Annotated in this window: 17 protein-coding genes and 1 tRNA gene; 10 read left to right on the top strand and 8 right to left on the bottom strand. The window is 34.5% G+C overall.

From position 1 onward, the window contains the following. Positions 1–37: 37 nt before the first annotated feature. A complete protein-coding gene (gene aspS, locus Q0787_RS06745) occupies positions 38–1,792 on the bottom strand; it encodes an aspartate--tRNA ligase (protein WP_298901490.1) in 1,755 nt (584 codons plus the stop codon). A gap of 190 nt (positions 1,793–1,982) precedes the next feature. Here aspS and Q0787_RS06750 point away from each other — a divergent pair, with 190 nt between their 5' ends. Further along, entirely contained in the window at positions 1,983–4,940 is a 2,958-nt protein-coding gene (locus Q0787_RS06750) for a SusC/RagA family TonB-linked outer membrane protein (protein ID WP_298901491.1), read from the top strand. Positions 4,941–4,952: 12 nt separating this feature from the next. Further along, positions 4,953–6,266, top strand: a complete 1,314-nt coding sequence (locus Q0787_RS06755) for a RagB/SusD family nutrient uptake outer membrane protein (RefSeq protein WP_298901492.1) — start codon at positions 4,953–4,955, stop codon at positions 6,264–6,266. Positions 6,267–6,392: 126 nt separating this feature from the next. Here Q0787_RS06755 and Q0787_RS06760 read toward each other — a convergent pair whose 3' ends face one another. Genes Q0787_RS06760 through Q0787_RS06775 form a run of 4 tightly spaced genes read right to left on the bottom strand, consistent with a single transcriptional unit; the run spans position 6,393 to position 13,175 of the window. Further along, the gene (locus Q0787_RS06760) at positions 6,393–9,935 is read right to left on the bottom strand and encodes an efflux RND transporter permease subunit (protein ID WP_298901493.1); all 3,543 of its coding nucleotides are present in this window, start codon (positions 9,933–9,935) and stop codon (positions 6,393–6,395) included. A 13-nt stretch (positions 9,936–9,948) separates the two neighbouring features. After that, complete coding sequence (locus Q0787_RS06765) at positions 9,949–11,139, bottom strand: efflux RND transporter periplasmic adaptor subunit (protein WP_298901494.1); 1,191 nt, start codon at positions 11,137–11,139, stop codon at positions 9,949–9,951. Between the two features lie 12 nt (positions 11,140–11,151). Beyond that, entirely contained in the window at positions 11,152–12,564 is a 1,413-nt protein-coding gene (locus tag Q0787_RS06770) for a TolC family protein (RefSeq protein ID WP_298901495.1), read from the bottom strand. Between the two features lie 5 nt (positions 12,565–12,569). Further along, positions 12,570–13,175: a TetR/AcrR family transcriptional regulator gene (locus Q0787_RS06775; protein WP_298901496.1), complete on the bottom strand. Its 606-nt coding sequence runs from the start codon at positions 13,173–13,175 to the stop codon at positions 12,570–12,572. Positions 13,176–13,298: 123 nt separating this feature from the next. Between Q0787_RS06775 and Q0787_RS06780 the strand changes: the two genes are divergently transcribed. Together Q0787_RS06780 and Q0787_RS06785 are read left to right on the top strand one after the other, a co-directional pair. Next, positions 13,299–14,273, top strand: coding sequence for a polyprenyl synthetase family protein (locus Q0787_RS06780; protein WP_298901497.1), 975 nt, complete (start codon positions 13,299–13,301; stop codon positions 14,271–14,273). Next, positions 14,273–14,623, top strand: a complete 351-nt coding sequence (locus tag Q0787_RS06785; protein WP_298901498.1) for a hypothetical protein — start codon at positions 14,273–14,275, stop codon at positions 14,621–14,623. Before Q0787_RS06780 ends, Q0787_RS06785 begins: the two co-directional genes overlap by 1 nt. Here the strand turns inward: Q0787_RS06785 and Q0787_RS06790 are convergent. Then, on the bottom strand, positions 14,620–15,153 hold the full coding sequence (locus Q0787_RS06790; protein ID WP_298901499.1) for an alpha-ketoglutarate decarboxylase: 534 nt from the start codon (positions 15,151–15,153) through the stop codon (positions 14,620–14,622). The genes Q0787_RS06785 and Q0787_RS06790 overlap by 4 nt on opposite strands. Before the next feature lie 115 nt (positions 15,154–15,268). Between Q0787_RS06790 and Q0787_RS06795 the strand changes: the two genes are divergently transcribed. Genes Q0787_RS06795 through odhB form a run of 3 tightly spaced genes read left to right on the top strand, consistent with a single transcriptional unit; the run spans position 15,269 to position 20,240 of the window. After that, complete coding sequence (locus Q0787_RS06795) at positions 15,269–18,025, top strand: 2-oxoglutarate dehydrogenase E1 component (RefSeq protein ID WP_298901500.1); 2,757 nt, start codon at positions 15,269–15,271, stop codon at positions 18,023–18,025. Further along, positions 18,026–18,991: a peptidoglycan DD-metalloendopeptidase family protein gene (locus Q0787_RS06800; protein ID WP_298901501.1), complete on the top strand. Its 966-nt coding sequence runs from the start codon at positions 18,026–18,028 to the stop codon at positions 18,989–18,991. It abuts the gene before it with no gap. A gap of 34 nt (positions 18,992–19,025) precedes the next feature. Next, positions 19,026–20,240: a 2-oxoglutarate dehydrogenase complex dihydrolipoyllysine-residue succinyltransferase gene (gene odhB, locus Q0787_RS06805; protein WP_298901502.1), complete on the top strand. Its 1,215-nt coding sequence runs from the start codon at positions 19,026–19,028 to the stop codon at positions 20,238–20,240. Between the two features lie 831 nt (positions 20,241–21,071). On the opposite strand, the gene Q0787_RS06810 is transcribed toward odhB, so the two are convergent. Beyond that, positions 21,072–21,707: a response regulator transcription factor gene (locus Q0787_RS06810; protein WP_298901503.1), complete on the bottom strand. Its 636-nt coding sequence runs from the start codon at positions 21,705–21,707 to the stop codon at positions 21,072–21,074. Positions 21,708–21,772: 65 nt separating this feature from the next. Then, on the bottom strand, positions 21,773–22,213 hold the full coding sequence (locus Q0787_RS06815) for a retropepsin-like aspartic protease (RefSeq protein ID WP_298901504.1): 441 nt from the start codon (positions 22,211–22,213) through the stop codon (positions 21,773–21,775). A gap of 76 nt (positions 22,214–22,289) precedes the next feature. On the opposite strand from Q0787_RS06815, the gene Q0787_RS06820 reads away from it, so the two are divergent. The 3 genes from Q0787_RS06820 to Q0787_RS06830 all read left to right on the top strand — a co-directional run bounded on the left by Q0787_RS06820 (position 22,290) and on the right by Q0787_RS06830 (position 24,237). Beyond that, a complete protein-coding gene (locus Q0787_RS06820; RefSeq protein ID WP_298901505.1) occupies positions 22,290–23,057 on the top strand; it encodes a TatD family hydrolase in 768 nt (255 codons plus the stop codon). A 3-nt stretch (positions 23,058–23,060) separates the two neighbouring features. Then, positions 23,061–24,092 carry an asparaginase gene (locus Q0787_RS06825; RefSeq protein ID WP_298901506.1) on the top strand — a complete coding sequence of 344 codons (1,032 nt, stop codon included), beginning with the start codon at positions 23,061–23,063 and terminating at the stop codon, positions 24,090–24,092. A gap of 57 nt (positions 24,093–24,149) precedes the next feature. Then, positions 24,150–24,237 (top strand) — tRNA-Ser (locus tag Q0787_RS06830). Positions 24,238–24,459: the final 222 nt, after the last annotated feature.

A 24,459-nucleotide genomic window follows, 5' to 3' on the forward strand; every position in this document is an offset into this window, starting at 1 on the left:
TCTACTAAAAAATCCTGCATGAAGCAGGATTTTTAATTTATGATTTTAAGTTGAGTTTTAAACTCAATTCAGTTAATTGCTCATCATCAATTGGTGCAGGCGCATCAATCATGACATCTCGACCATTGTTATTTTTTGGGAAAGCAATAAAATCTCTAATTGTTTCTTGTCCGCCAAGTATGGCTACCAATCTGTCCAGTCCAAAAGCTAAACCACCATGTGGAGGTGCGCCATATTGAAAAGCATCCATTAAGAATCCAAACTGAGCTTTTGCTTCTTCAGGTGTGAATCCTAAATAATCAAACATTAATGCTTGAGTTTCTTTGTCATGAATACGAATAGATCCACCACCAATTTCATTTCCGTTTAAAACTAAGTCATAGGCATTAGCTTTAACATCACCTGGATTTGTTTTGAGTAACTCAAGCTGTCCTGGTTTAGGCGAGGTAAATGGATGATGCATAGCGTGGTAACGTTCTGTATCTTCATCCCATTCTAAAAGCGGGAAATCCATAACCCAAAGTGGTGCAAACTCATCAGGTTTACGTAAACCCAAACGTTCTGCAAGTTCCATACGTAAAGCACTTAATTGTGCTCTTACTTTGTTCGTATGTCCTGAAAGTATACAAATTAAGTCTCCAGGTTTTGCTCCAGTAGCTTCGGCCCATTTTGCCAAATCATCTTGATCGTAAAATTTATCTACCGAAGATTTATAAGTTCCATCTTCATTACATCGGCAATATACCATTCCTAGGGCGCCAACTTGAGGACGTTTCACCCAATCAATTAATTTGTCAATCTCTTTTCTTGTGTGGCTGTTTCCTCCAGGAACCGCAATTCCTACTACAAGTTCGGCCGAATTAAAAACATTGAAATCTTTATGTTGAGCTACCTTATTAAGTTCTCCAAATTCCATCCCGAAACGAATGTCTGGTTTATCATTTCCATAGAGACGCATCGCATCGTCGTACAACATTCTAGGAAATTTTTCAATTTCAACACCATTAATCTCTTTAAGAAGATGGCGAGTTAATCCTTCAAAAGCGTTTAAAATATCTTCTTGTTCAATAAAGGCCATCTCGCAGTCAATTTGAGTAAACTCAGGTTGTCTGTCGGCACGTAAATCTTCGTCTCTAAAGCATTTTACAATTTGGAAGTATTTGTCCATACCTCCAACCATTAACAGCTGTTTAAAGGTTTGTGGAGATTGAGGTAAAGCGTAAAATTGTCCTTCGTTCATTCGAGAAGGGACTACAAAATCACGAGCACCTTCTGGTGTGGATTTAATTAGGTAAGGTGTTTCAACTTCTATAAACCCTTCATTAGATAAATAGTTTCGTACTTCTTGAGTGACTTTATGCCTAAAGATTAAGCTGTTTTTTACGGGATTACGACGAATATCCAAATAGCGATATTTCATACGTAATTCTTCGCCACCATCAGTGTTATCTTCAATAGTAAAAGGTGGTAATTGTGACTCATTTAGAATTAATAAGTGGTCTACTAAAATTTCAATATCACCAGTTGGCATATTAGGATTCTTAGATTCACGTTCGATAACCTTTCCTTTAACTTGAATTACAAATTCTCTTCCAAGTTTTTGAGATTGTTCTAAAAGTGCTTTTGCTGTTCGTTCTTCATCAAATACAAGTTGTGTCAACCCATAACGGTCTCTAACAACAACCCAGTTAATTGCTCCTAAATCTTTAACGCGCTGAACCCAGCCTGAAAGTGTAACTTCTGTATTGATATGCGATGCTCTTAATTCACCACAATTATGACTTCTGTACATAGTAAAAAATTGAAATGCAAATTTAACAAGTTAATATGTTTATTTCTATGTTTCGTGGCAATTTCTGGTTTAAGAAATTAATTTTTAAAGAATTCAAACAACATTATTTTTACATCTTTTTAACAATATTTGTGAATTTATTAAGTTTTTATTAAGATATTTAACATGACTAATTCAAAAAATTAACATTATGAACTACACTTTATCATTAAAGTTGCTTCTTTTTTCTTTTCTTTTTATTCCGCTCCTGACTTTCAGTCAGAATGTTACGGGTAAAATAATGGATGGGGCTACAAATCAACCTTTGCCTGGTGCTAATGTCATCATAAAAGGGACCTCTACAGGTGCAACTACAGATTTTGATGGAAACTTCTCAATTAACGTTGATAGTTTTCCAGCTACACTTGTTATTTCTTCTTTAGGTTTTGAAACTATGGAAGAAGTTGTAACCGAACCGGGAGTCGTTAACGTTACTCTTAAAGAATCTGCAACGGCCTTAAACGAGATTGTTGTTACAGGTTTAGCATCGTCTACGAAGAGATCTAATTCTGCCAATGCTGTTGCATCAATTTCTGCAGCGGATCTTACTGGTGTTACTGTGCAATCCGGCTTAGACGGAGCGCTCTATGGTAAATTTAATGGAGCAGAAATTAAAGCAAATTCTGGAGCTCCAGGTGGTGGTATTTCAATGAGACTTAGAGGTGTTACTTCAATCTTTGGAGATCAGCAACCGCTATTTGTTGTAGATGGTGTTTATGTAGATAACTCATCGATTGGGTTAGGAAATAATATTGTAAGTCAGGCTGCTGGTGGTGGTAACCCATCATCTAACCAAGATGATGCATCTAACAGGATTGCTGATATAGATCCAGAAGATATTGAAAGCGTTGAAATCTTAAAAGGAGCTTCGGCTGCCGCTATTTATGGGTCTCGAGCTGCTGGTGGTGTTGTTATCATCAAAACAAAACGAGGAAAGCAAGGAAAGCCGAGTGTACAATTTTCACAGGTTGTAGGTTTAAGAAGCCCAACACAATTATTAGGATTGAGAGACTATACTCAAGCTCAAATTACTGCATTAGGTGGACCAAGTAACCCAACGCTTACAGATTATGAAGCATTACTTTTTGATCATACTAGAGTATCTTCAACAACAAGGTTTTCAACATCTGGAGCTAAAGATAATACAGATTATTTTTTAGGTGCTACCCATAGAGATGAACCAGGTTTGGTTGACAATACTGGTTATACAAAAAGTTCAGTACGTCTTAATGTCGGACAACGATTTAATGATTGGTTAGATATTTATGTAACATCAAATTATATTAATTCGAAAGCCGATAGAGGGTTCTTTAATAATGGTAATGCCAACAGAACAATAGGATATGCGTTAGCGTTTACTTATCCATGGGAAGATTTGTCGCCAGTTAATGGTGTTTATCCTCAAGGTGGTGCAGGTTCAAATGTTCTCGAGACTGTGGCTTTAACCACAAATAGAGAGGAAGTAAATAGATTTATTGGAAGTGCTAAGTCGAACATTAAGTTATGGACAACAGATCAACACAGATTAAAACTTGTGTTAGAAGGTGGTTTTGACCAATATACATTGAGAACAACCAGTATTTTTCCTAGAGCATTATCTTATTTTGCATCACCAACATCTTTAGGAGGTGTGGCAATTTCTGGAACAACGATTAATACAAATTACAACTTGTCGGCGTTCTTGGTTCATAATTTTGATTTGGATAACGGCTTAAGTTTTACAACACAGTTAGGTAGTTTTTACCAAGACTTCGATCGTAATACTGTGATCACAATTGCTTCGGGATTAAATGGTTCTCAAACTAATTTAGGACAATCAACTAATGTGTCAACACAACAAGTAATTCGACCTCAAAAGGATACAGGATTCTTCGCTCAAGAGGAAATTAATTATAATGATCAAATTATAGGAACCATTGGTATTAGAGGTGATAAGTCAACAAACAATGGAGACGCTAATAAAATGTACTATTATCCAAAAGCTAATTTAGCTGTGAATCTGCACAAATTTGATTTCTGGAATATAGATGAAGTGTCTTACCTAAAACCAAGAATAGCCTATGGTGAATCTGGAAGATTTTCAAACTTTAATGACCGATTTACATTAATGAATCCACAATTTATTGGAGGTCAATCTGGTTTAAGCCCAGGGAATTTGAGAGGGAATCCTAATATTGGCCCAGAACGCCAAGCAGAATTAGAATACGGTCTTGATTTTGGGTTACTAGATAATCGTTTAAATTTTGAAATCTCATTCTATAATAAGAAAATTGACGATCTGTTGATTCAAGCACAAGCCCCACCATCTTCAGGTTTTACAACTGAAGTGGTAAATGGTGGTGAGTTAGAAAATAAAGGTATTGAGCTTGGTTTAAATGCTACAGTTATGGAAAAAGAAAATTTCACTTGGAATGCAAGTTTAAAATGGTGGAAAAATAAGTCTGAAGTAACACGTCTTGATGTTCCTGCATTTACTACAGGTGGATTTGCCGCATCTTTAGGAACCTTCTTAATTCAAGAAGGAAAAAGCGCAACACAAATTGTAGGTACTTATGACGCTACAGCTTTTACGCCAGAAGAGATTGCAGCTAGAGATCCTGAAGGAGATGGTTTCTTCGTTTATGGGAATGCAGAGCCAGATTTTCAAATGTCATGGTTTAATGAAATAAATTATAAAAATTTCGATTTTACATTTTTATGGCATTGGAAAAAAGGAGGTGACAATATCAATCTAACAACCTTATTATATGATTTAGCTGGAACAACATGGGATTACAATGACACCGGTTTAGATCCTAGTGGTCAGTTAAATAATGGAGATTATAGAGCTAGTCAAGCCTTTGTTAATCCAGATCCAGTAATCGAAGACGCTGGTTATTTAAAATTAAGAGAAATTGGAGTATTTTATACATTACCAAATGATTTAATTAAGTATGCAAGTCAAATTAGAGTAGGCGTTTCTGGACGAAACCTCATTAATATCTTTGATTATAATAGTTATGATCCTGAGGTTTCTAATTTTGGAAACAATGTCCTTGGAAATAATGTTGAGGTTACACCTTATCCAACATCTAAATTTGTAAACTTTCATTTAAATGTCACTTTCTAAAAAAATAATATTATGAAAAATAGAATAATAAAAATGATCTTTTTTGCACTAGCCTTTTCTTTTGCTGGTTGTGATTTAGATGAAATACAAAATCCAAACGCCCCTACAGTGGAAAGTTTTGGAAATGGATCTAGCCAGGCTGATGTTCAGCTATTGGCTTCAGGACTCGAAGCGATAATGAGAAATGATTTAGCGTTTCATTATGATACAGTAAGTATTCTTGGAAGAGAATACTATGATTTAACAGGTGTAGATCCTCGTTATACAGGAGAGCTTTTAAAAGGACCATTAGACAATAATGGGTTTTTAACTACAAGAGCATATGCAGCGTGGTATAAAGCAGTAAAATCGGCCAATATATTGATTGAAGCTGTTGAAAATTCTTCCGCAGGATTTACAGATGATGTTAAGAATAGTTATTATGGATATGCAAAAACATTAAAGGCATATTCGTTATTAATGGTAGCTAATAGACAGTATACAAATGGAATTCGCCTTGATGTTGCCGATCCTGATAATTTAGGACCTTTTGTAGGTTATACAGAAGCACTGGCAGGAATTATGAGTTTATTAAATGAAGCAAACACTGATTTAATGAATGCTTCTGGAAATTTTGATTTTAGCATTAGTGCAGGCTTTACAGATTTTAATACTACAACAACTTACAGACAATTTAATAGAGCTGTTGCTGCCAGAGTAGCATTATATCAAGGCAATAATTCGTTAGTACTTTCGTTACTTGCCGAGTCGTTTTTTGACATTAATGGAGATTTATATCTTGGTCCTGCTCACATTTTTGGATTAACTGGAAATGATATCCTTAATGCGCAGTTTCATGTTCCTGGTCAGTCTGGACAGGAGTTTATGGTCTTAGATTCGTGGATTGCCGATGCAGAAGCTGGTGATACTAGAGTTACAGAAAAATCTATTGAGCTTCCTGGAGGAACCATGTTTGACGGCCTTTCTGCCGATTATCAAATAGCTGTTTATGATAGCAATGTGGACCCTGTATATCTCATTAGAAATGAAGAGCTTATTTTGATTTATGCTGAAGCTAATATTGGAACAAATAACAGTGAAACTGTTGTGGCAATTAATAGAGTTAGAAATGCGGCTGGCTTAGGTGATTATGCTGGAAGTCAAACCGATGATAATGAACTATTAGAAGAAGTTTTAAGACAAAGACGTTATTCACTTCTAGCTGAAGGTCATCGATGGATTGATCTTAGAAGATTAAATAGATTAAATGATACTTATATTGAACTGGATAGACCTGGTGACAATGTAATTGACGCATTCCCTACACCATTTGCTGAAAATGAATAGGTAATTATAGAGTAGTTAAATCAAAAGCCTCAACATTATGTTGAGGCTTTTTCGCTATTAATCAAACCTTTTCTAATTCCCTAAAAAGGTTTATTGTACATTGACACATAGGTCAAATGTATATTGTTAGACTTGCCCTTCAAGTCTTTTATCCATATTAAATGTTTCTGATTCTATAATATCAGTTTCTTCTACAGGGCTTACGCCTTTCATCCACATTTTTAATCTTGTCACTAAATAAAATAAAATAGGAACCACAATAAGTGTTAAGAAGGTCGCTATAAATAATCCATATATTACGGTCCATGCTAGAGGTCCCCAAAATATGACGTTATCACCACCAACATAGATGTTAGGGTTAAACTCACTAAATAGTGTAAAGAAATTAATATTTAAACCCGTAGCTAGTGGTATTAATCCTAAAATCGTAGTAATGGCTGTTAATAGCACTGGACGTAAACGTGCCTTTCCTCCTTTAACAATAGCATCTAATAAATCGTCTTTCGCCAAATAATCATCGTCATCTAATTTTCGTTTGATCTTTTTTCTATCTACTAATAACTGGGTATAATCTAATAGTACTACACCATTATTTACAACAATACCTGCGAGAGATATGATTCCCATCATGGTCATCATAATAACAAAGGCTTTACCAGTAATAATTAATCCGCCAAATACACCTATAAGACTCAAGAAAATCGCCAGCATAATAATACCCGGTTTCGATACAGAGTTAAACTGAAATATGAGCAAAAAGAAGATAAGACCAAGACCGATAAAAAAGGCCGACATTAGAAACGCCATTTGCTTATTCTGCTCTTCTATTTGACCAGTGTAATCAATTTTAACATCATCAGGCTTGTCAACAAAAGAGGTCATCTCATTTTGAATTTTGGCTACAATAGCACCTGCATCAGTATAACCAGCTGCCAAAGCAGAATAAACCGTCACGACGCGTTTCACATCTTTGTGTTTTATGGCGCTAAACCCAGAAGAATTACTTTGGCTTGCTACAGCAGATACAGGGACTTCCTTAATTTGACCTGAAGCCATGTCTCTAAACGTAATTTTCTGATTGAAAATAGCACTTTTGTTATAGCGGTTTTCCTCATTAAAGCGCACATAAATATCGTAGTCATCACCATCTTCCTTATAAATCCCTGCCTTAGCTCCAAAAATCGCATTACGCAGTTGTTGCCCTACTTGTCCCGATGTAATACCAAGCTCTCCTGCTTTTTTACGATCTACATTAACTTGCATAGATGGCTTAGATCTATTAACATCAATTTTTAATTCCTCAATACCTTGAATATTTTTAGTATTGATAAAGTCTTTCATTTTTTCGGCAGTAGCTATAAGTTCTTCATAATCCTTACCTTCTAACTCAATATTAATTGGATATCCAGCAGGTGGACCAACAGCATCTTTCTCTACTGAAATGGCTACTCCAGGATATATACCATCTAAATCATCTTGAACTTTTTTCAATAGGTCATTACTATCGGCGCCTTCTCTGTATTTGTACTCACGCATAGTAGCAGTGATCTTACCGCGATGAGGCATTTCGGCCGCAGATCCTCCATCTGTTTGTGGATTTCCTGCACCTTCACCAACTTGAGATACGGCACTTTCGGTTAAGAAATTATAACCACCATGCAAATAAGAATCTTCATTGATGATATTGTAAACGCGTTGTTCAATATCATTGGTGATGGCATTGGTTTTTTTAATGTCTGTTCCTTCTGGATATTCTATATAAACAATAATTTGATTTGGTGTATTGTCTGGGAAGAACTCCACCTTAGTACGTTGGCTAACTACAGAAGCACCAAAACTTCCAAAAGCAATGAATAATAGCACAACAGTTCCGATAGTGATAAAAATTGGACGTTTTCTGCCTAAGGCTCCGCGTAATATTTTTTCATAAAAACGTTCCCATTTAGGAAGTGTTCTAGACTGGAAATTATTTGCCCATTTCCTAAGAAATAAGCGATAAGCCCATAACATGATTGAAGTAAATACCATTACAGTTCCTAGTCCGCGATAAGCACCTCCAAACACAATAATTAATAAGCCTATTACAGCTAGAATTAACGACACTTTAATAATTTGTTTTATAGGCATTTCTTTGTCTTCAATGGTCATATACCTTGATACTAATACCGAATTAAAGAAAATAGCAACAAATAATGATGATCCTAAAACAACAGAGAGGGTTATGGGGAAATATTGCATAAACTGTCCCATAACACCAGGCCAAAGTCCTAATGGTACAAAAGCGGCAACCGTTGTTAACGTAGAGATGATAATTGGGAATGCAATTTCACCAATACCTTTTTTGGCAGCTTCTATTCGGCTCATGCCTTCTTTCTCCATTAGACGATAGACATTTTCTACAACCACAATTCCATTATCTACTAACATTCCTAGTCCCATGATTAATCCAAATAAGATCATAGTGTTCATGGTATATCCCATGAGATTTAAAATCATTAAGGACATGAACATGGACATAGGGATGGCGAACCCAACAAATAATGCATTCTTAAACCCTAAAAAGAACATTAAAACCGTGACCACTAGAATGATTCCGAATATGATATTGTTTACCAAATCATCTACTTGACCTATTGTTTTTTCAGATTGATCATTAGCAATCGTCACTTTTAAGTCTGGAGGAAAAACATTAGTAATAGCATCGTCTACCATCACTTGAATTTTTTCGGCAGCATCAACCATGTTTTTTCCAGCACGTTTTTTTACATCAAGCATTACTACTGGGTCACCAAATTCTCTGGCGTAGGTCGTTTTATCTTCATCTTTAAAAGTAACTTTAGCAATGTCTTTAAGATAAATAGGGTTGTTTCGTTCGCTTTTAACAACAAAGTCTTCTAGCTCTTTTGGATCTTCAATTTCTCCTAAAATTCTAATCGTACGACGTTGTCCGCTTGAAATTAAATTACCTGCAGACATGGTCATATTCTCATTGCTAATCGTATTGATAATATCATTAAAACTAACTTGAGCGGCCATCATTTTATAAATGTCTACGGCAACTTCAACTTCTTTATCTTGAGCACCTCTAATATCAACTTGTTTGATTTCTTGCAAACTTTCAATTTCATCTTCAAGATATTCGCCAAATGATTTAAGAACATCTACGGGATAGTCTCCAGATATATTAATGTTGAGAATTGGAATTTCCTCAGACATACTCAAATCAAATACATTAGGCTCTACCTTGGCACCATTAAAGGTTGGCCAATCTTCACTCGCCGTTTCTGAATCTACCTCGTCTTTTACTTTTTGCTTAGCAGCTTCTACCGAAATATTTTCATCAAATTCAACGATAACAATAGAGTAATCTTCTTGGGATGTTGAGGTGATTTCAACAACATTGCTCACCGTTTTTAGTTGATCTTCAATAGGATCTGTAATTAATTTTTCGATGTCTTCTGCTGTGTTTCCTGGATAGACAGAACTAATATAAATTTTCGTTTCTTTAATCTCTGGGAAATTCTCACGAGGCATACTAAAGTAAGCACCTGTTCCTAATATTAGGATAAGCGTAATTAGAACATACATCGTGGTTTTGTTGTTAATGGCCCACGAGGATAGTATAAATTCCTTATCTACTTTTTTCTTCTTTTTGTCTTTTTTGCTCATTAGTTTCTAAGCTTTAGTCGTTAGTAGAATCATTGGTTTCTAGGTTAAGAATCTTAACTTCTTGACCATCCTTTACGCTTCTTGCACCTTCTTGAATAATTTCATCTGAATTGGATAATCCAGAAAGTACCTCTATATAATCACCTTGTGTTTTACCTGTTTCAATAATAGCACGTTTGGCAGTGGCTTTGTTTCCAGACTTATCGGTAATGGTATATACATATTGTTGTCCTTCGGCATTTTCAGAAATAATGCTCAATGGAATTAATATCGCCTTCTCATTCGTGTAATCGTTAATTTTTAGTTTTGCTGTAAGATTAGGTTTGATGTTTTTGTCTTTGTTTGGAATTGACACTTCGACTTTAAACGTTCGATTAGCAGGATTGATAAAACTTCCTGCCTGACGTACTTTTGCTTCCATACTAATTCCAAGAACTGGAAACTCAACTTCAACTGTTTTGCCTTCAGTAACATTGGTAATGTAACTTTCTGGAACATCAGTTTCTATATACATATTATCTAAATTCACTATTCTAAATAATTGCGATTGTCCAGGAGCAACAACACTACCTTGTTCAGTAATAACGTCATCAATAGTTCCTGAAAAAGGGGCTTTAACCACTGTTCTTGCTACCTGTTGCTGTAATTGATTAACAGCCTTTTGCTGTGCTTCATAGTTGGACTTTGCCTGAAGAAATTGAATTTCACTACCTATGTTTTGATCCCAAAGACGCTTTTGCCTTTCGAAAGTTGTTTTGGCTAAGTCTGTCTGAATTTGTAATTGAGCAACTTGCTGACTTAACCCACCATCGTCAATTTTTGCTAGTGTTTGCCCTTTAGATACATTTTGACCTTCTTTTACAAATACATTAGTCATCACACCAGAGTACTCAGGATAAATAACTAAGTTTTTCTTCGTATCTACATTTCCTTGTAATTCTACGTAATGTTCAAAAACACTTTCTTTAGCTGGAAATGTGGTAATTAAAGGAATTTTCTCTTGTGGATCTAGCTCTTTAATTTTAGAACTCAATTGCTTTAATTGTTCAGCCAGTGCTTGCTGCTCAGCATCTAATTCGGTTTTCTTTTTACGAATTTGCTCTAAGTCATTAGAAGCAATAATATCTTCTACACTTTGCGTATTATCGTTTCCGCAGGAAACTAAAACAAGAGCGATTAATGATAAAGTTATAATATGTTTCATTTGAAATGGTGTTTAATTGTTGATTGGTGAATTGAGTACAGTTTCTAATTCGGCTTTAGAATTAATAACATCAAGCATGGCTTGAAGTAATTCCTGTTGTGCCGCATACAATTGTGTTTGAGCTTGGCGTAGTTCGAAACTTGAACCAATACCTTCGAAAAACTTGGTTTGATTTTTACGTTCAATACGTTCTGCTAATGCAAGGTTTTGTTTTTTATTTTCATAATCTTCAATAGCAAATTCGTAATTACTTTTTGCCGATGCGATTTGAAGTTTAATTTTCTGCTCGGTTTCTTCAAGTTCGGTTTCAGCTTTTACGAGATTTATTTTAGCACGTTGGGTGGCAGCGCTACGTTTTCCAGAACTAAAAATTGGAATGTTAAGGCTTACGCCAACCAATGCTGATCCAAACCATTGCTGATTACTTTTTAGAAATGTGAAAGAATCGCTATTTCCATTATAGCCTCCAGTAAGAAATCCACTAAGGTTTGGTAATGCCTTACTTTTTTCAAGTTTTACAAGGAGTTCTTTTGAGGTTTTATCATTAGCTGCAATCATGTAGTCAATGGTGTTTTGAACGTTGTCGTCGGCGCTCAATAGGTTTATTGATAGTTGATCTGCAGAAAGTGTTTCTAATGTGTCAGTTAATAATGTACCATTATAAATGTCTAATCCGAGTGTAATATTTAGCATTTGTAGAGCTAAAGTTTTTAATCTATTGGTATTATTAAGATTACTTCTTACACCAGAAAGTGTAATTTGCAATTGCTCGACATTTTCTTCTTCTCCCAATCCATTTTCGTAGATTTTTTGAGTTTCGTAAAGGTTTTTTTCAAGCACAGCGATATTGCTCTCAAGGATGCTCACACTTTCTTGCGCGAGAAGAACATTACCATAAGCATTAATTACGGCTTTTCGTACTTCTAAATCTGTTTTGGTTTTAGCATTTTTTGAAATATCTAAAAACACTTTTGCAGATTGTAATCCAACTAAGTACGAACCATCAAAAATAAGCTGACTTAAAGTTGCCGATGCGTTAACTGTTTGTTTAGTACCAAATGTTACAGGAATAAAACCTTGAGGAGCTTCTGGTAATTCTTGAGTTTGAAGCGCATCTAAGTCGTAATAATCTTCCAGTTGTCTAATGCCTCCAATAGGATCAAAAGCTGCAGCAGGGAGTAAAGATACTTGTTGTTTTAAAAAATTCTGATAATCAACACTCGCATTAATTTGAGGTAACCCCGTTGCTGTTGTTTCCCATTTTTGTTGTTTGGCAGCCTCGATATCATTTTGAGCATTTTTAACTTGCCTATTATTTTCTAAAGCAAAATCTATGGCTTCTTGCAAACTAAAAGTTGTAGGGTCATTTTGAGCAAAGCCAAAACAAAAACTTAAGAGTATGAAAGTTAGTGAAACGTTCTTCATTCTATTTATGATTGATTTTTTGTTATAAATTGATTTAATATGGTTAATCCTTTATCAGTAACAATAGCTCTTAAGTGATATTCAAGATAACTTTCCATTAAGTATTCCATTGAAAATTTTTGATTAGGGAAAATAGCAGGATCTTTAATTCCTGTCATTCCATTAAAGTACATTCTAGAAATAAAATCAACATCGATAGTGTTTCTAAAAAGCCCTGTATTTACACCATCCTGCAAACTTTCTTGTACAGATTCGTGCATCTTCTCAAATTGTTTGAATTTTAAGGCACTATAGATTTGAGGATAATATTTTCTTAATTGATATTGAGGTGACGACTTTTCATTTTTTAAATGATGCATCACAAACATTTTTATATCATATAGCTCTTCAATAGGATTGTTTGAAGCATCGCAAATGTCATCTATGCCATCACAAATGGTCTCAAAAAGATGAAATGTGACGGTTTCTACAAGTTTAGTTTTATTGCTAAAGTGAACATAAATGGTTTTTTTTGATATCCCCATTTCATTGGCTATATCATCCATTGTTACGCTTTTAAACCCTAGATTAAGAAAGAGTTCTGTTGATTTTTGTATTATTTTTTCTCTCATAACGAGGTGCAAAGATACGTGAGGAAACTTTAAAAACAAAAAAAGTTTCCTAAGTTTTAATCTTTTTTTAACATTGCGTTAAAGTCTTGTGCTCGGTTTATTGATTTACATTATTTTTGCACAATGCAAAATATTCAATCCTATCACGAAGTATTTGTAAAGCACCTTGATGCTTTTGTAAGCTCAAAACAACCTGAAACACTTTACAATCCAATTAATTATATATTGCAACTTGGGGGTAAGCGTTTAAGGCCCATTTTGACCTTGATGACTGCCGAAATTTTCGAATGCGATTACAAAAAAGCATTAGATGCCGCACTAAGTATTGAAGTGTTTCATAATTTCTCATTGGTACATGATGATATAATGGATGATGCGCCGTTGCGCCGCGGGCAGGAGACGGTTCATGAGAAATGGGATATCAATACAGGGATTCTATCTGGTGATGCTATGCTTATTATGGCATATCAATTGTTCGAAAACTATGAGCCTCATGTGTTTCAAGAGCTGGCAAAACTATTTAGTAAAACAGCTATCGAGGTATGTGAGGGTCAGCAGTATGATGTCGATTTCGAAACGCGCGATGACGTGACCATTACAGAGTATTTGAAAATGATTGAATATAAAACAGCAGTTTTAGTTGGTGCGGCAATGAAAATGGGAGCTATTGTAGCAGAAGCATCTCATGAATGTCAGGACTCTATTTATGACTTTGGAAGAAATTTGGGGATTGCTTTTCAGTTACAAGATGATTACTTAGATGCTTTTGGAAACCCAGAAACCTTTGGTAAGCAGGTTGGAGGTGATATTATTGAAAATAAGAAAACATACTTGTATTTAAAGGCTTTAGAGTTTTCAAATGGTGAAGATCAGTTACAATTAGAACATTTATATAGTGTTAATCCATCAGATCCAAGTGAAAAAATTGCAACGATAAAACAACTATTTGTGTCAAGTGGCTCTGCAGAAGCCACAAAAAATGAGATAGAGAATTATACTAAAAAGGCGTTCTCGGTTTTAGATACTATTAAAATTTCCGAAGAGAATAAAGATAAACTTAGAGCCTTTGGAAATGACCTAATGAATAGAAACGTATAATGCAATTGCCTAATACTTTTGAGAACTTGGTTAGCGAAGCTAATGATCTAAGTCTCTATTCTAAACTGATACAGCAAGTTAATAAAGATTTTTTGCTGGCAAATATTGATCTTGATTTTGAAGAAACTATTTTGCCTTCAAGTTTAAAATATATGCTACACGATACGATTTACAAACTCATTCAGCAGAAATTTGCCGATTATCTAAACCTCTTGTATATCGTAGATGTTTCCGAAGAAAAAATAAAGCGGTTGGATGGCAGTGATACTTTAAAGTTATCTGAGCAGGTTACTTTTTTGGTGCTACAGCGTGAGTGGCAAAAAGTGTGGTATCGTCATAAGTTTTCTTAAAAGAAAACGCGCACAAAGGGTGCCCAAGGATCTGCATAAATGCTTTTGTCCCTGTCATAAAGTACGTCATATCTAATACCCAGTGTAATATTATTAGAGCGATAACCTACCCCTAAAAATAAGGCTGGATACCAATAATTTTGATCTTCAAACGCATTGTCGTCAAATGTTCGATTGACATTAAGTTCTTCAAATTCTCCCGATAGTTGAATTTCAGGAATTGGATTGTATAAGCTAATAACGCTAGCCCCAAAGATGGTTGAGTTGTAAGTGTTTTTTAGACTGTTATATGTGCCATTAAGACCTAGACCTAACGCAAAATCTGGGTTGAACTGGTAGATTGCACTAGGCGCAATAGTACCACTAAAAAAACCATCACCAAAACTTAAACCTAAACCACCTCCAAATCGAACATGTTCCCAAAAGTCATTAGGTTTGTCTTGCGTCTGAGAAAATGAGACTATTGAAAAGTTTAAAAATAGACTAAGAATAACAGCAGATTTCAAATTAAAAAGACACGAAAATTTCATAAACTAAAATTTGAGTTAAATATGGTTTATAAATATACCAAAAAGGTATCTATTTTTAGTAAATGTTGTATTTTTGACTAAATTTTGTTGAAGCGAAAACGACTTATACCAAATAATGGATAAATATTCCTTTTTAAACGCAGCACACACAGCATACTTTGCTGATTTATACGAACAATACCAAAAAAATCCTGATTCAGTTGAACCAAGTTGGAGAGCCTTTTTTCAAGGTTACGATTTTGGTAGTGAAAGTTATGGAATGGATGATGATTTAGTTGAAGGTGTTTCGACGCAAATTCCAGAACAGGTTCAAAAAGAATTTCAAGTTGTTAAATTAATTGATGGCTATAGAAGCCGTGGGCATTTATTTACCAGAACAAACCCTGTTCGTGCTCGACGAAAATATGCACCAACCCTTGAGATTGAAAATTTCGGTCTTTCACAACAAGATATGGATACAGTGTTTTCAGCAGGGGAAATATTGGGCATAGGAAAAACAACGTTGAGACAAATTGTTGATCACCTAGAAAAAATATATTGCGATTCTATTGGTGTTGAGTACATGTATATTAGAAAACCCGAAGAAATTCAATGGATTCAAAATAAACTTAACGTTAATGACAACCAACCGCGATTTTCTGAGGATCAGAAAAAGCATATTCTTAAAAAACTTAATGAAGCTGTGTCTTTTGAGAGTTTTTTACACACAAAATATGTTGGGCAGAAGCGATTTTCCTTGGAAGGAAATGAATCTTTAATTCCGGCTTTAGACGCTCTTATTGAAAATGCCTCAGAACATGGTGTTAAAGAATTTGTTATGGGAATGGCACATCGTGGTCGTTTAAGTACCCTAACTAATATCTTTGGTAAATCTGCAAAAGATATTTTTAGTGAGTTTGATGGAAAGGATTACGAACAGGAAGTTTTTGATGGAGATGTAAAATACCATTTAGGCTGGACAAGTAATCGTGTTACCGATAATGGAAAGCAAATTAGTTTAAATATAGCACCAAATCCATCGCATTTAGAAACGGTAGGAGCGGTTGTTGAAGGCATAGTTAGAGCAAAGCAAGACCACAAGTATAGCGATAATCCATCTCAGGTATTACCAATTGTGGTTCATGGCGATGCTGCTATATCGGGACAAGGCCTAGTTTATGAAGTGGTTCAAATGGCGCAATTAGATGGCTATAAAACAAGTGGTACCATTCATATCGTAGTTAATAATCAAATTGGTTTTACTACAAATTACCTTGATGGTCGTTCTAGTACTTACTGTACAGATGTTGGGAAAGTTACCTTGTCACCTGTATTACATGTTAATGCAGATGATGCCGAAGCAGTAGTGCATGCAATGTTATTTGCTCTTCATTTCAGAATGAAATTTAAACGTGATGTTTTTATCGATTTGTTAGGTTATAGAAAATATGGGCACAATGAAGGAGATGAGCCACGTTTTACCCAACCCAAATTATATAAAGCGATTTCTAAACATAAAAATCCGAGAGATATCTATGCTGAAAAATTAATATCTGAAGGTGTTATTGATAAAGGTTATGTAGCTCAGTTAGAAAAAGACTATAAAGATAAACTAGAAGTAAAGCTAGAAGATTCTCGAAAAATAGATAAAACCGTGATTACACCATTCATGGAAAATGAATGGGTAGATTTTAATACTGTTGTTGAAGATAAAATGATTCAACCTGTAGATACGACTTACTCTAAAGATCGTCTAAAACACATCACCAAAGTCATCTCTAATTTGCCAGAAGACAAGAAATTTATTCGTAAAATAGAACGTTTGGTGCAGTCCAGACAAAAGATGTTTGACAACGATAAGTTAGATTGGGCTATGGCAGAACACCTAGCTTATGGAACGCTACTTGAAGAGGGGTATGACGTGCGTATTTCTGGTCAGGATGTTGAACGTGGAACCTTTTCACATAGGCATGCAGTTGTAAAGGTTGAAGATAGTGAGGAGGAGATTTTATTACTTAATCAAATTAGTGATACACAAGGTAAATTCTATATTTATAACTCATTACTCTCAGAATATGGTGTTGTAGGTTTCGATTATGGTTACGCTATGGCAAGTCCTAAAACACTAACTATTTGGGAAGCACAATTTGGAGATTTTAGTAATGGAGCTCAAATTATGTTAGATCAATACATATCGGGAGCTGAAGATAAATGGAAACTTCAGAATGGCTTAGTTATGCTTTTGCCTCATGGTTATGAAGGGCAAGGAGCTGAACATTCTTCGGGTAGAATGGAACGTTATTTACAACTATGTGCAAAAGACAATATGTTTGTAATGGATTGCACAACACCTGCAAATATGTATCATTTATTGCGTAAACAAATGAAAGCAGAGTTTAGAAAGCCCCTTATTGTGTTTACACCAAAAAGTTTATTACGCCATCCTTTGGTAGTATCTTCGGTAGAAGAGTTTGCAAATGGTAGTTTCCAAATGCTAATTGATGATACCTTAGTTAAAACTGAAGACGTAAAAACCTTAGTTTTTGTAACAGGAAAATTCTATTACGATTTATTAGAAGAACGAACTGAACTTAAAAGAAATGATGTTGCTCTAGTTAGAATTGAACAGTTATTCCCTTTACCAGAAAAACAAATTAGAGCAATCATTGATCAATATAAAAATGCTAAAGACATTGTATGGGCTCAGGAAGAACCTAGAAACATGGGAGCTTACAGTCACATGCTTATGCATTTGGATGAGGCAAAATCGTTTAGAGCGGCAACCCGAAGACCTTATGGAGCTCCGGCAGCAGGAAGTAGCGTGAGATCTAAAAAACGTCATCAAGAAGTGATTGATTTCGTATTTGATAGTACTAAAAACAATCAACGTTAAATGAAAAAAGTAGTTTTTGTATTAAGTGTATTATTTGCGTCGTATATGTCTTTCTCGCAAGAGCAAGAACATTATAATGTTATAGCATCACAATTTAAAGACCTTTATAATGCTAATGACTATAAAGCTGTTTTTGAATTGTTTAATGAAGGCATGCAAAAGGCTTTACCGATTGATAATACAAAGGCTTTCATATCTAATATGAAATCTACTCTTGGAACTATTAAATCTGTTGAGTTTAATAGACTTAAAAATGATGCTGCCCATATCTATAAGATGACGTTTGATTCTGAATTAAGAGACATACTTTTCTATCTAGATGATTCGAATAAAATTGCAGGTTTATTGGTAACGCCTCATAAACCAAATAACCTTCCCGTAATAGAACGCAATACAACGAAAATGATACTGCCATTTAAAGAAGAATGGTTTGTTTTTTGGGGAGGTACTAACGTTGGACAAAATTATCACGTTGCTTATGAGAATCAGCAATATGCTTATGACATATTAATAATGAAAGACGGTGTTTCGCATAAAGGAGATTCTAAAGTAAATGAGAATTACTATGTTTTCGGTAAAGATATTATTGCGCCTTGTGATGCTAAAGTAGTTGAGGTTATTACAGGGGTGAAAGATAATATTCCGGGAGAATTAAACCCCGAGCAATTAACAGGAAACACAGTAGTGTTGCAAACAGAAAATGAAGAATATTTGTTATTTGCACACTTAAAAGAGAAGTCCATTGTAGTTAAAGAAGGACAAATGGTTAAACAAGGAGATCTTATGGGGCAATGCGGAAATTCTGGTAATACAACTGAGGCTCATTTGCATTTAAGTCTACAGAATGTTGCGGACATGAATATTGCTACAGGAGGAAAGTTATTCTTTGACGATATTCTAGTAAATGGTGAGATCAAAAAGAATTACCTTCCAGTTAAGGGAGATCAAATAAAGAATAAAAACTAATACAATAAACGCTTAAAAATAAAATTATAGAACGATGATTTTAGAAATGAAAGTTCCTTCACCAGGAGAATCAATCACAGAAGTAGAAATTGCAGAATGGTTAGTTGCAGATGGTGACTATGTTGAGAAAGATCAAGCCATTGCAGAAGTAGACAGTGATAAAGCTACTCTAGAACTACCTGCTGAGGCTAGTGGAACAATTACACTTAAAGCCGAAGAAGGTGATGCTGTTGAGGTTGGAGCTGTAGTCTGCTTAATTGATACAAGTGCTACAAAGCCTGATGGAGATGACGCACCTACAAAAGAAGAGGTAAAAGAAGAAGCGCCAAAGAAAGAGTCACCAAAAGCGGTCGTAACTGAATCTAAAACTTATGCTACAGGAACAACAAGTCCTGCTGCCAAGAAAATATTAGATGAAAAAGGTATAGAAGCATCTTCTGTTCCTGGAACAGGAAAAGATGGACGTATAACAAAGGATGACGCTGTGAAGGCTGTTCCTTCAATGGGAACACCAACTGGAGGCAACCGAGGAACATCGCGTAGTAAAATGTCTATGTTGAGACGTAAGGTTGCTGAGCGTTTAGTAGAGGCTAAAAATACAACGGCTATGTTAACAACGTTCAATGAAGTTGACATGTCTCCAATTTTTGAATTGAGAAAACAATACAAAGAAGATTTTAAAGCAAAACATGGTGTAAGCCTTGGTTTTATGAGTTTCTTTACATTAGCGGTTGTTAGAGCTCTAAAACTGTATCCTGCAGTAAACTCAATGATTGACGGAAAAGAAATGTTGAGCTATGATTTTGTTGATATATCTATTGCTGTATCTGGTCCAAAAGGATTGATGGTACCTGTAATAAGAAATGCCGAAAATTTAAGTTTTAGAGGCGTTGAATCTGAAGTAAAACGTTTGGCTATAAGAGCTAGAGATGGTCAGATTACGGTAGATGAAATGACAGGTGGGACGTTTACTATATCTAATGGTGGTGTTTTTGGAAGTATGTTATCTACGCCAATTATTAACCCTCCTCAAAGTGGTATTTTAGGAATGCACAATATTGTTGAAAGACCTGTTGCTATTGATGGAAAAGTTGAGATTAGACCAATTATGTATGTAGCATTATCTTATGATCATAGAATTATTGATGGAAAAGAAAGTGTTGGGTTTTTAGTTGCTGTTAAAGAAGCATTAGAAAATCCAGTTGAATTACTAATGAACAACGACATTAAGAAAGCCTTAGAAATGTAGTTCGTTAATGTCGATATATAATATACAAAAAAGCGCAATTCAAGTTATGTATTGCGCTTTTTCTCCCTAATAAAATAACTAACTAATAACTAAAAAAAATTTACAAGGATATTTATTGATATAATTAAAATGGCACTAAATATTAAGCCCGCAATAAATATCTTGTTGGTTAGGCTTTGTTTGTTTTTCATCGTTTCCATTTTTATATCTTTTTAAATTATACTTTTCGATTTCAATAAAGCTCTGAGCTTATGAAGACACTCAGAGCCTTATATACCCTAATTAATTAATAGAGTTACTATAAAAAAATCCCTCTAATCTTAATAACTCTGACGTAAAATTCGCCATTAATTGAATACCAAACAATACGTAGTTCTACGTATATTTTGTGCTTTAAATGTTAAAATTTGGAGTTTAACAGATTTATGAATGCCTGGTCATATATTTCTATATAAAAAAGCTCTGGATTATAACAACCCAGAGCCTTTGTCCTTTCTTCCAAAAGGAAATTGATTAATAGCAATACAAATTAAGGTAATATATAAATGCAAAACAATACGTAGTTCTACGTATTTTATAAAAGAAAAAACTCTAAATCAAAAATGATTTAGAGTTTTCTAGTTAATTAAATTCTCCCTATAAGAAATAAATAGCTAGAACAAATATCAGGAATCTGCGAATTGGATGCAATAGGTATATTTACCTGTTTTTTAAAATAAAAAACTCTAAATCAAAAATGATTTAGAGTTTTAGTTAGTTTAATTCTCCCTATAAGAATTAATAGCTTACAACAAATATCAGCATTAAATCAATTAGAGTCAATACGTAGTTCTACGTATATTTAGATAGAAATTCTTCGTGTTCTTTTGCATATAAAACGATGCTGTTAGCATTAGATTCTAACTTTAATTTGGTTCTTATATTACTTTTATGCTTTTCAACTGTTCTGTCTGAAATAAACAAAACACTAGCAATCTCCTTTGCTGTTTTGTTTTCGGCGGTGAGCTTAAAGACTTTCATTTCAGAATCGGTCAAAGTTTTTAAAGCATCAGGAGTTTCTTTTATTTCAAGGTATTCAATTAATTCTGGACTGAAATATGATTTCTCTTCAAGTACAGATGTGATACAAGTTTCGATTTCAGCGATTGCAAACTCTTTAAGAATATATCCGTAAATCCCTAAAGATTTTGCTTTGTTATAAATATCCTGACTCTTTTCAAAAGTGATAATAATAATTTTGGTGTCTGAATTTAATGCTTTGCATTTCTCGGCAACTTCTAAACCTGTAAATATGGGCATTTGGATATCCAAAATTGCTATATCAGGTTGGTGTGCATTAATTAGAGTTAGGGCTTCTTTGCCATTTTTTGCGCTAGCAATAACATTAAACTGCTTCTCTAGAAGGAAGTCATTGAGACCTTTAAGAATTAATGGGTGATCGTCTGCTATAATTATTGACGTAGACATTGGGCTTTGGTGTGAGGGATTTATGTTTAAATATAACGAGTTTTGTTAATTTAAAGAAATAATTTTCACAATTTTAAATAGAGATATTTTTTGTCATAGTCTATAATGGCTTTTGACTTTTTTAATATATCAGCCCCTATAATCCCGTCAACAGGTTTAGAGTTATGAGTTGTTAGAGCGGTGTTAACATGAGAAAGATTGAACAAGATTAACGCTACTTTGTCTTTTTTCCAACGTCCGATTTTGAGTGTGTTTTTTTTAGATACCTGAGTTTGCATGTCAATAGCACCAGCTCCAGCCGCTTTAATTTTAGAATCTTTAGCGATTAGGTTAAAGGTTTCAATAGCCTCAAAGCCTACACAAGAGCTAGAAGCGCCAGTATCGAGAATAAATAGCCCTTTGATGCCATTTATTGATGCTTTAATTTCAAAATGGTTGGTCTTGGTTAATTTCAGTTTTACCTTAGTATATTCTTTGGCTAACAAATACTCCTGTAGCGTTTCCATAGCGTTAATTTTGAACAAAGATAATAGTATAGATATTATGAACAGACTTTATTATTAATTCGTTTATTTTTGCAGCATGATAATCACAGATACCCATACACATTTATATAGTGAATCTTTTGATGCTGATAGAAAAGAAATGATTGAACGTGCTATTTCCCAAAATATCACTCGTTTTTTTATTCCAGCTATTGATTCTAATTATACAGAAGCTATGTTGGCATTGGAGGCTGATTTTCCAGAACATACATTTTTAATGATGGGACTTCACCCAACCTCTGTAAAAGAAAATTATAAGGAAGAATTACAACATGTAGAAACCATGTTGGCAAAACGTCATTTTTATGCAATTGGTGAAATTGGAATTGATTTGTATTGGGATACATCTACATTGAAAATACAGCAAGAGGCATTTAGGTATCAGATAAAATTGGCAAAACAATATGGCTTGCCTATTGTAATTCATTGTAGGAATGCCTTTGATGAAATTTTTGAAGTTTTGGAAGATGTTGCAGATGAAAAACTTTTTGGGATATTTCATTGCTTTACAGGAACTATAGAACAAGCTCGTAAGGCGATTTCTTATAACATGAAATTAGGAATAGGAGGTGTGGCTACTTTTAAAAATGGAAAGATTGATCAGTTTCTTAATAGTATTGATTTAGAGCACATTGTTTTAGAAACAGACTCACCTTATTTGGCACCAAAACCATATCGAGGAAAGCGAAACGAAAGTGCTTACATAATTAAGGTGTTAGAAAAATTGTCGGAAATATATTCAGTTTCCGAAGAAAAAATTGCCGACATTACAACCTCAAACTCTAAAGATATATTTGGAATATAAATCATGAGCGCAAACCATCCCAACATATTATTAGTCTATACTGGTGGAACTATTGGTATGATTAAAAATGCTGAAACAGGAGCATTAAAAGCCTTTGACTTTAAAAACCTTTTAAAAAACATTCCAGAGCTTAAGCTATTAGATTGCGATATTGAAACACTTTCGTTCAATGAACCTATAGACTCTAGTAATATGAGTCCAAAGTACTGGATTCAAATTGCCGAAATTATCGAGAGTCATTACGATAGATTTGATGGGTTTGTGGTCTTACACGGAAGTGATACGATGAGTTATTCGGCCTCAGCATTGAGTTTTATGTTTGAAAACTTAGCGAAACCAATTATTTTCACAGGCTCTCAATTACCCATTGGCGATTTACGAACTGATGCTAAAGAGAATTTGATTACATCTATACAAATGGCTTCATTACAAAAAAATGGGAAGCCTGTAATAAAAGAGGTAGGCTTGTATTTCGAATATAAATTATATCGCGGAAATAGAACGACAAAAATCAATGCCGAACATTTTGAAGCATTCGAATCTTTAAACTATCCTCATTTGGCAGAATCTGGAGTTCATTTAAAAGTTGAATATGATGATTTGTATAAACCCAATACAAGAAAAAAGTTGGTGGTTCATAAACAATTTGAAACAGACATTGTATTAATTAAAATGTTTCCAGGTATTTCAGAAGCGATGTTAAAACCCCTATTTGAATGCGATGATGTTAAAGGAATTGTTATAGAAACATATGGTGCTGGTAATACGACAACTGAAATGTGGTTTTTGAATATGTTGAAAAAGACAACAAAAAGAGGTATTCCTATAGTTAATGTAACACAATGTTCGGGAGGTAGTGTTCTTATGGGGCAATATGAAACAAGTACTCAATTAAAATCTCTAGGAGTTATTTCAGGAAAGGATATTACTACTGAAGCTGCCCTGGCCAAGTTGATGTTTATGTTAGGAGAAAAGGTGTCTCCAAAGGCATTTAAAACTATTTTTGAAACCTCGCTTCGAGGTGAAATGTCTTAAAGTGTATTTCAAAGTTTTATAATTATAATTTGAGTTGTATGTTTGCTGCTCAAAATTAGAGAGGTGGCCGAGTGGTCGAAGGCGCACGCCTGGAAAGTGTGTATACTCCAAAAGGGTATCGAGGGTTCGAATCCCTTCCTCTCTGCGAATACATGAAAACACCTCAGTGAATTTGTCGAAGCTTGCTTCAGTAAATTCACTGAGGTGTTTTCATGAGCAAACGAAAGTTTGCCTATGCAATGTATTACCAGCATATCCAATTGGGATCAGCGCAGCTAATCCTTCAAGGATGTCGAAGCTTGCTTCAGTAAATTCACTGAGGTGTTTTCATGAGCAAACGAAAGTTTGCCTATGCAATGTATTACCA

Source organism: uncultured Psychroserpens sp. (assembly GCF_947492715.1).
In the GTDB taxonomy this organism is placed as follows: Bacteria; Bacteroidota; Bacteroidia; order Flavobacteriales; family Flavobacteriaceae; genus Psychroserpens.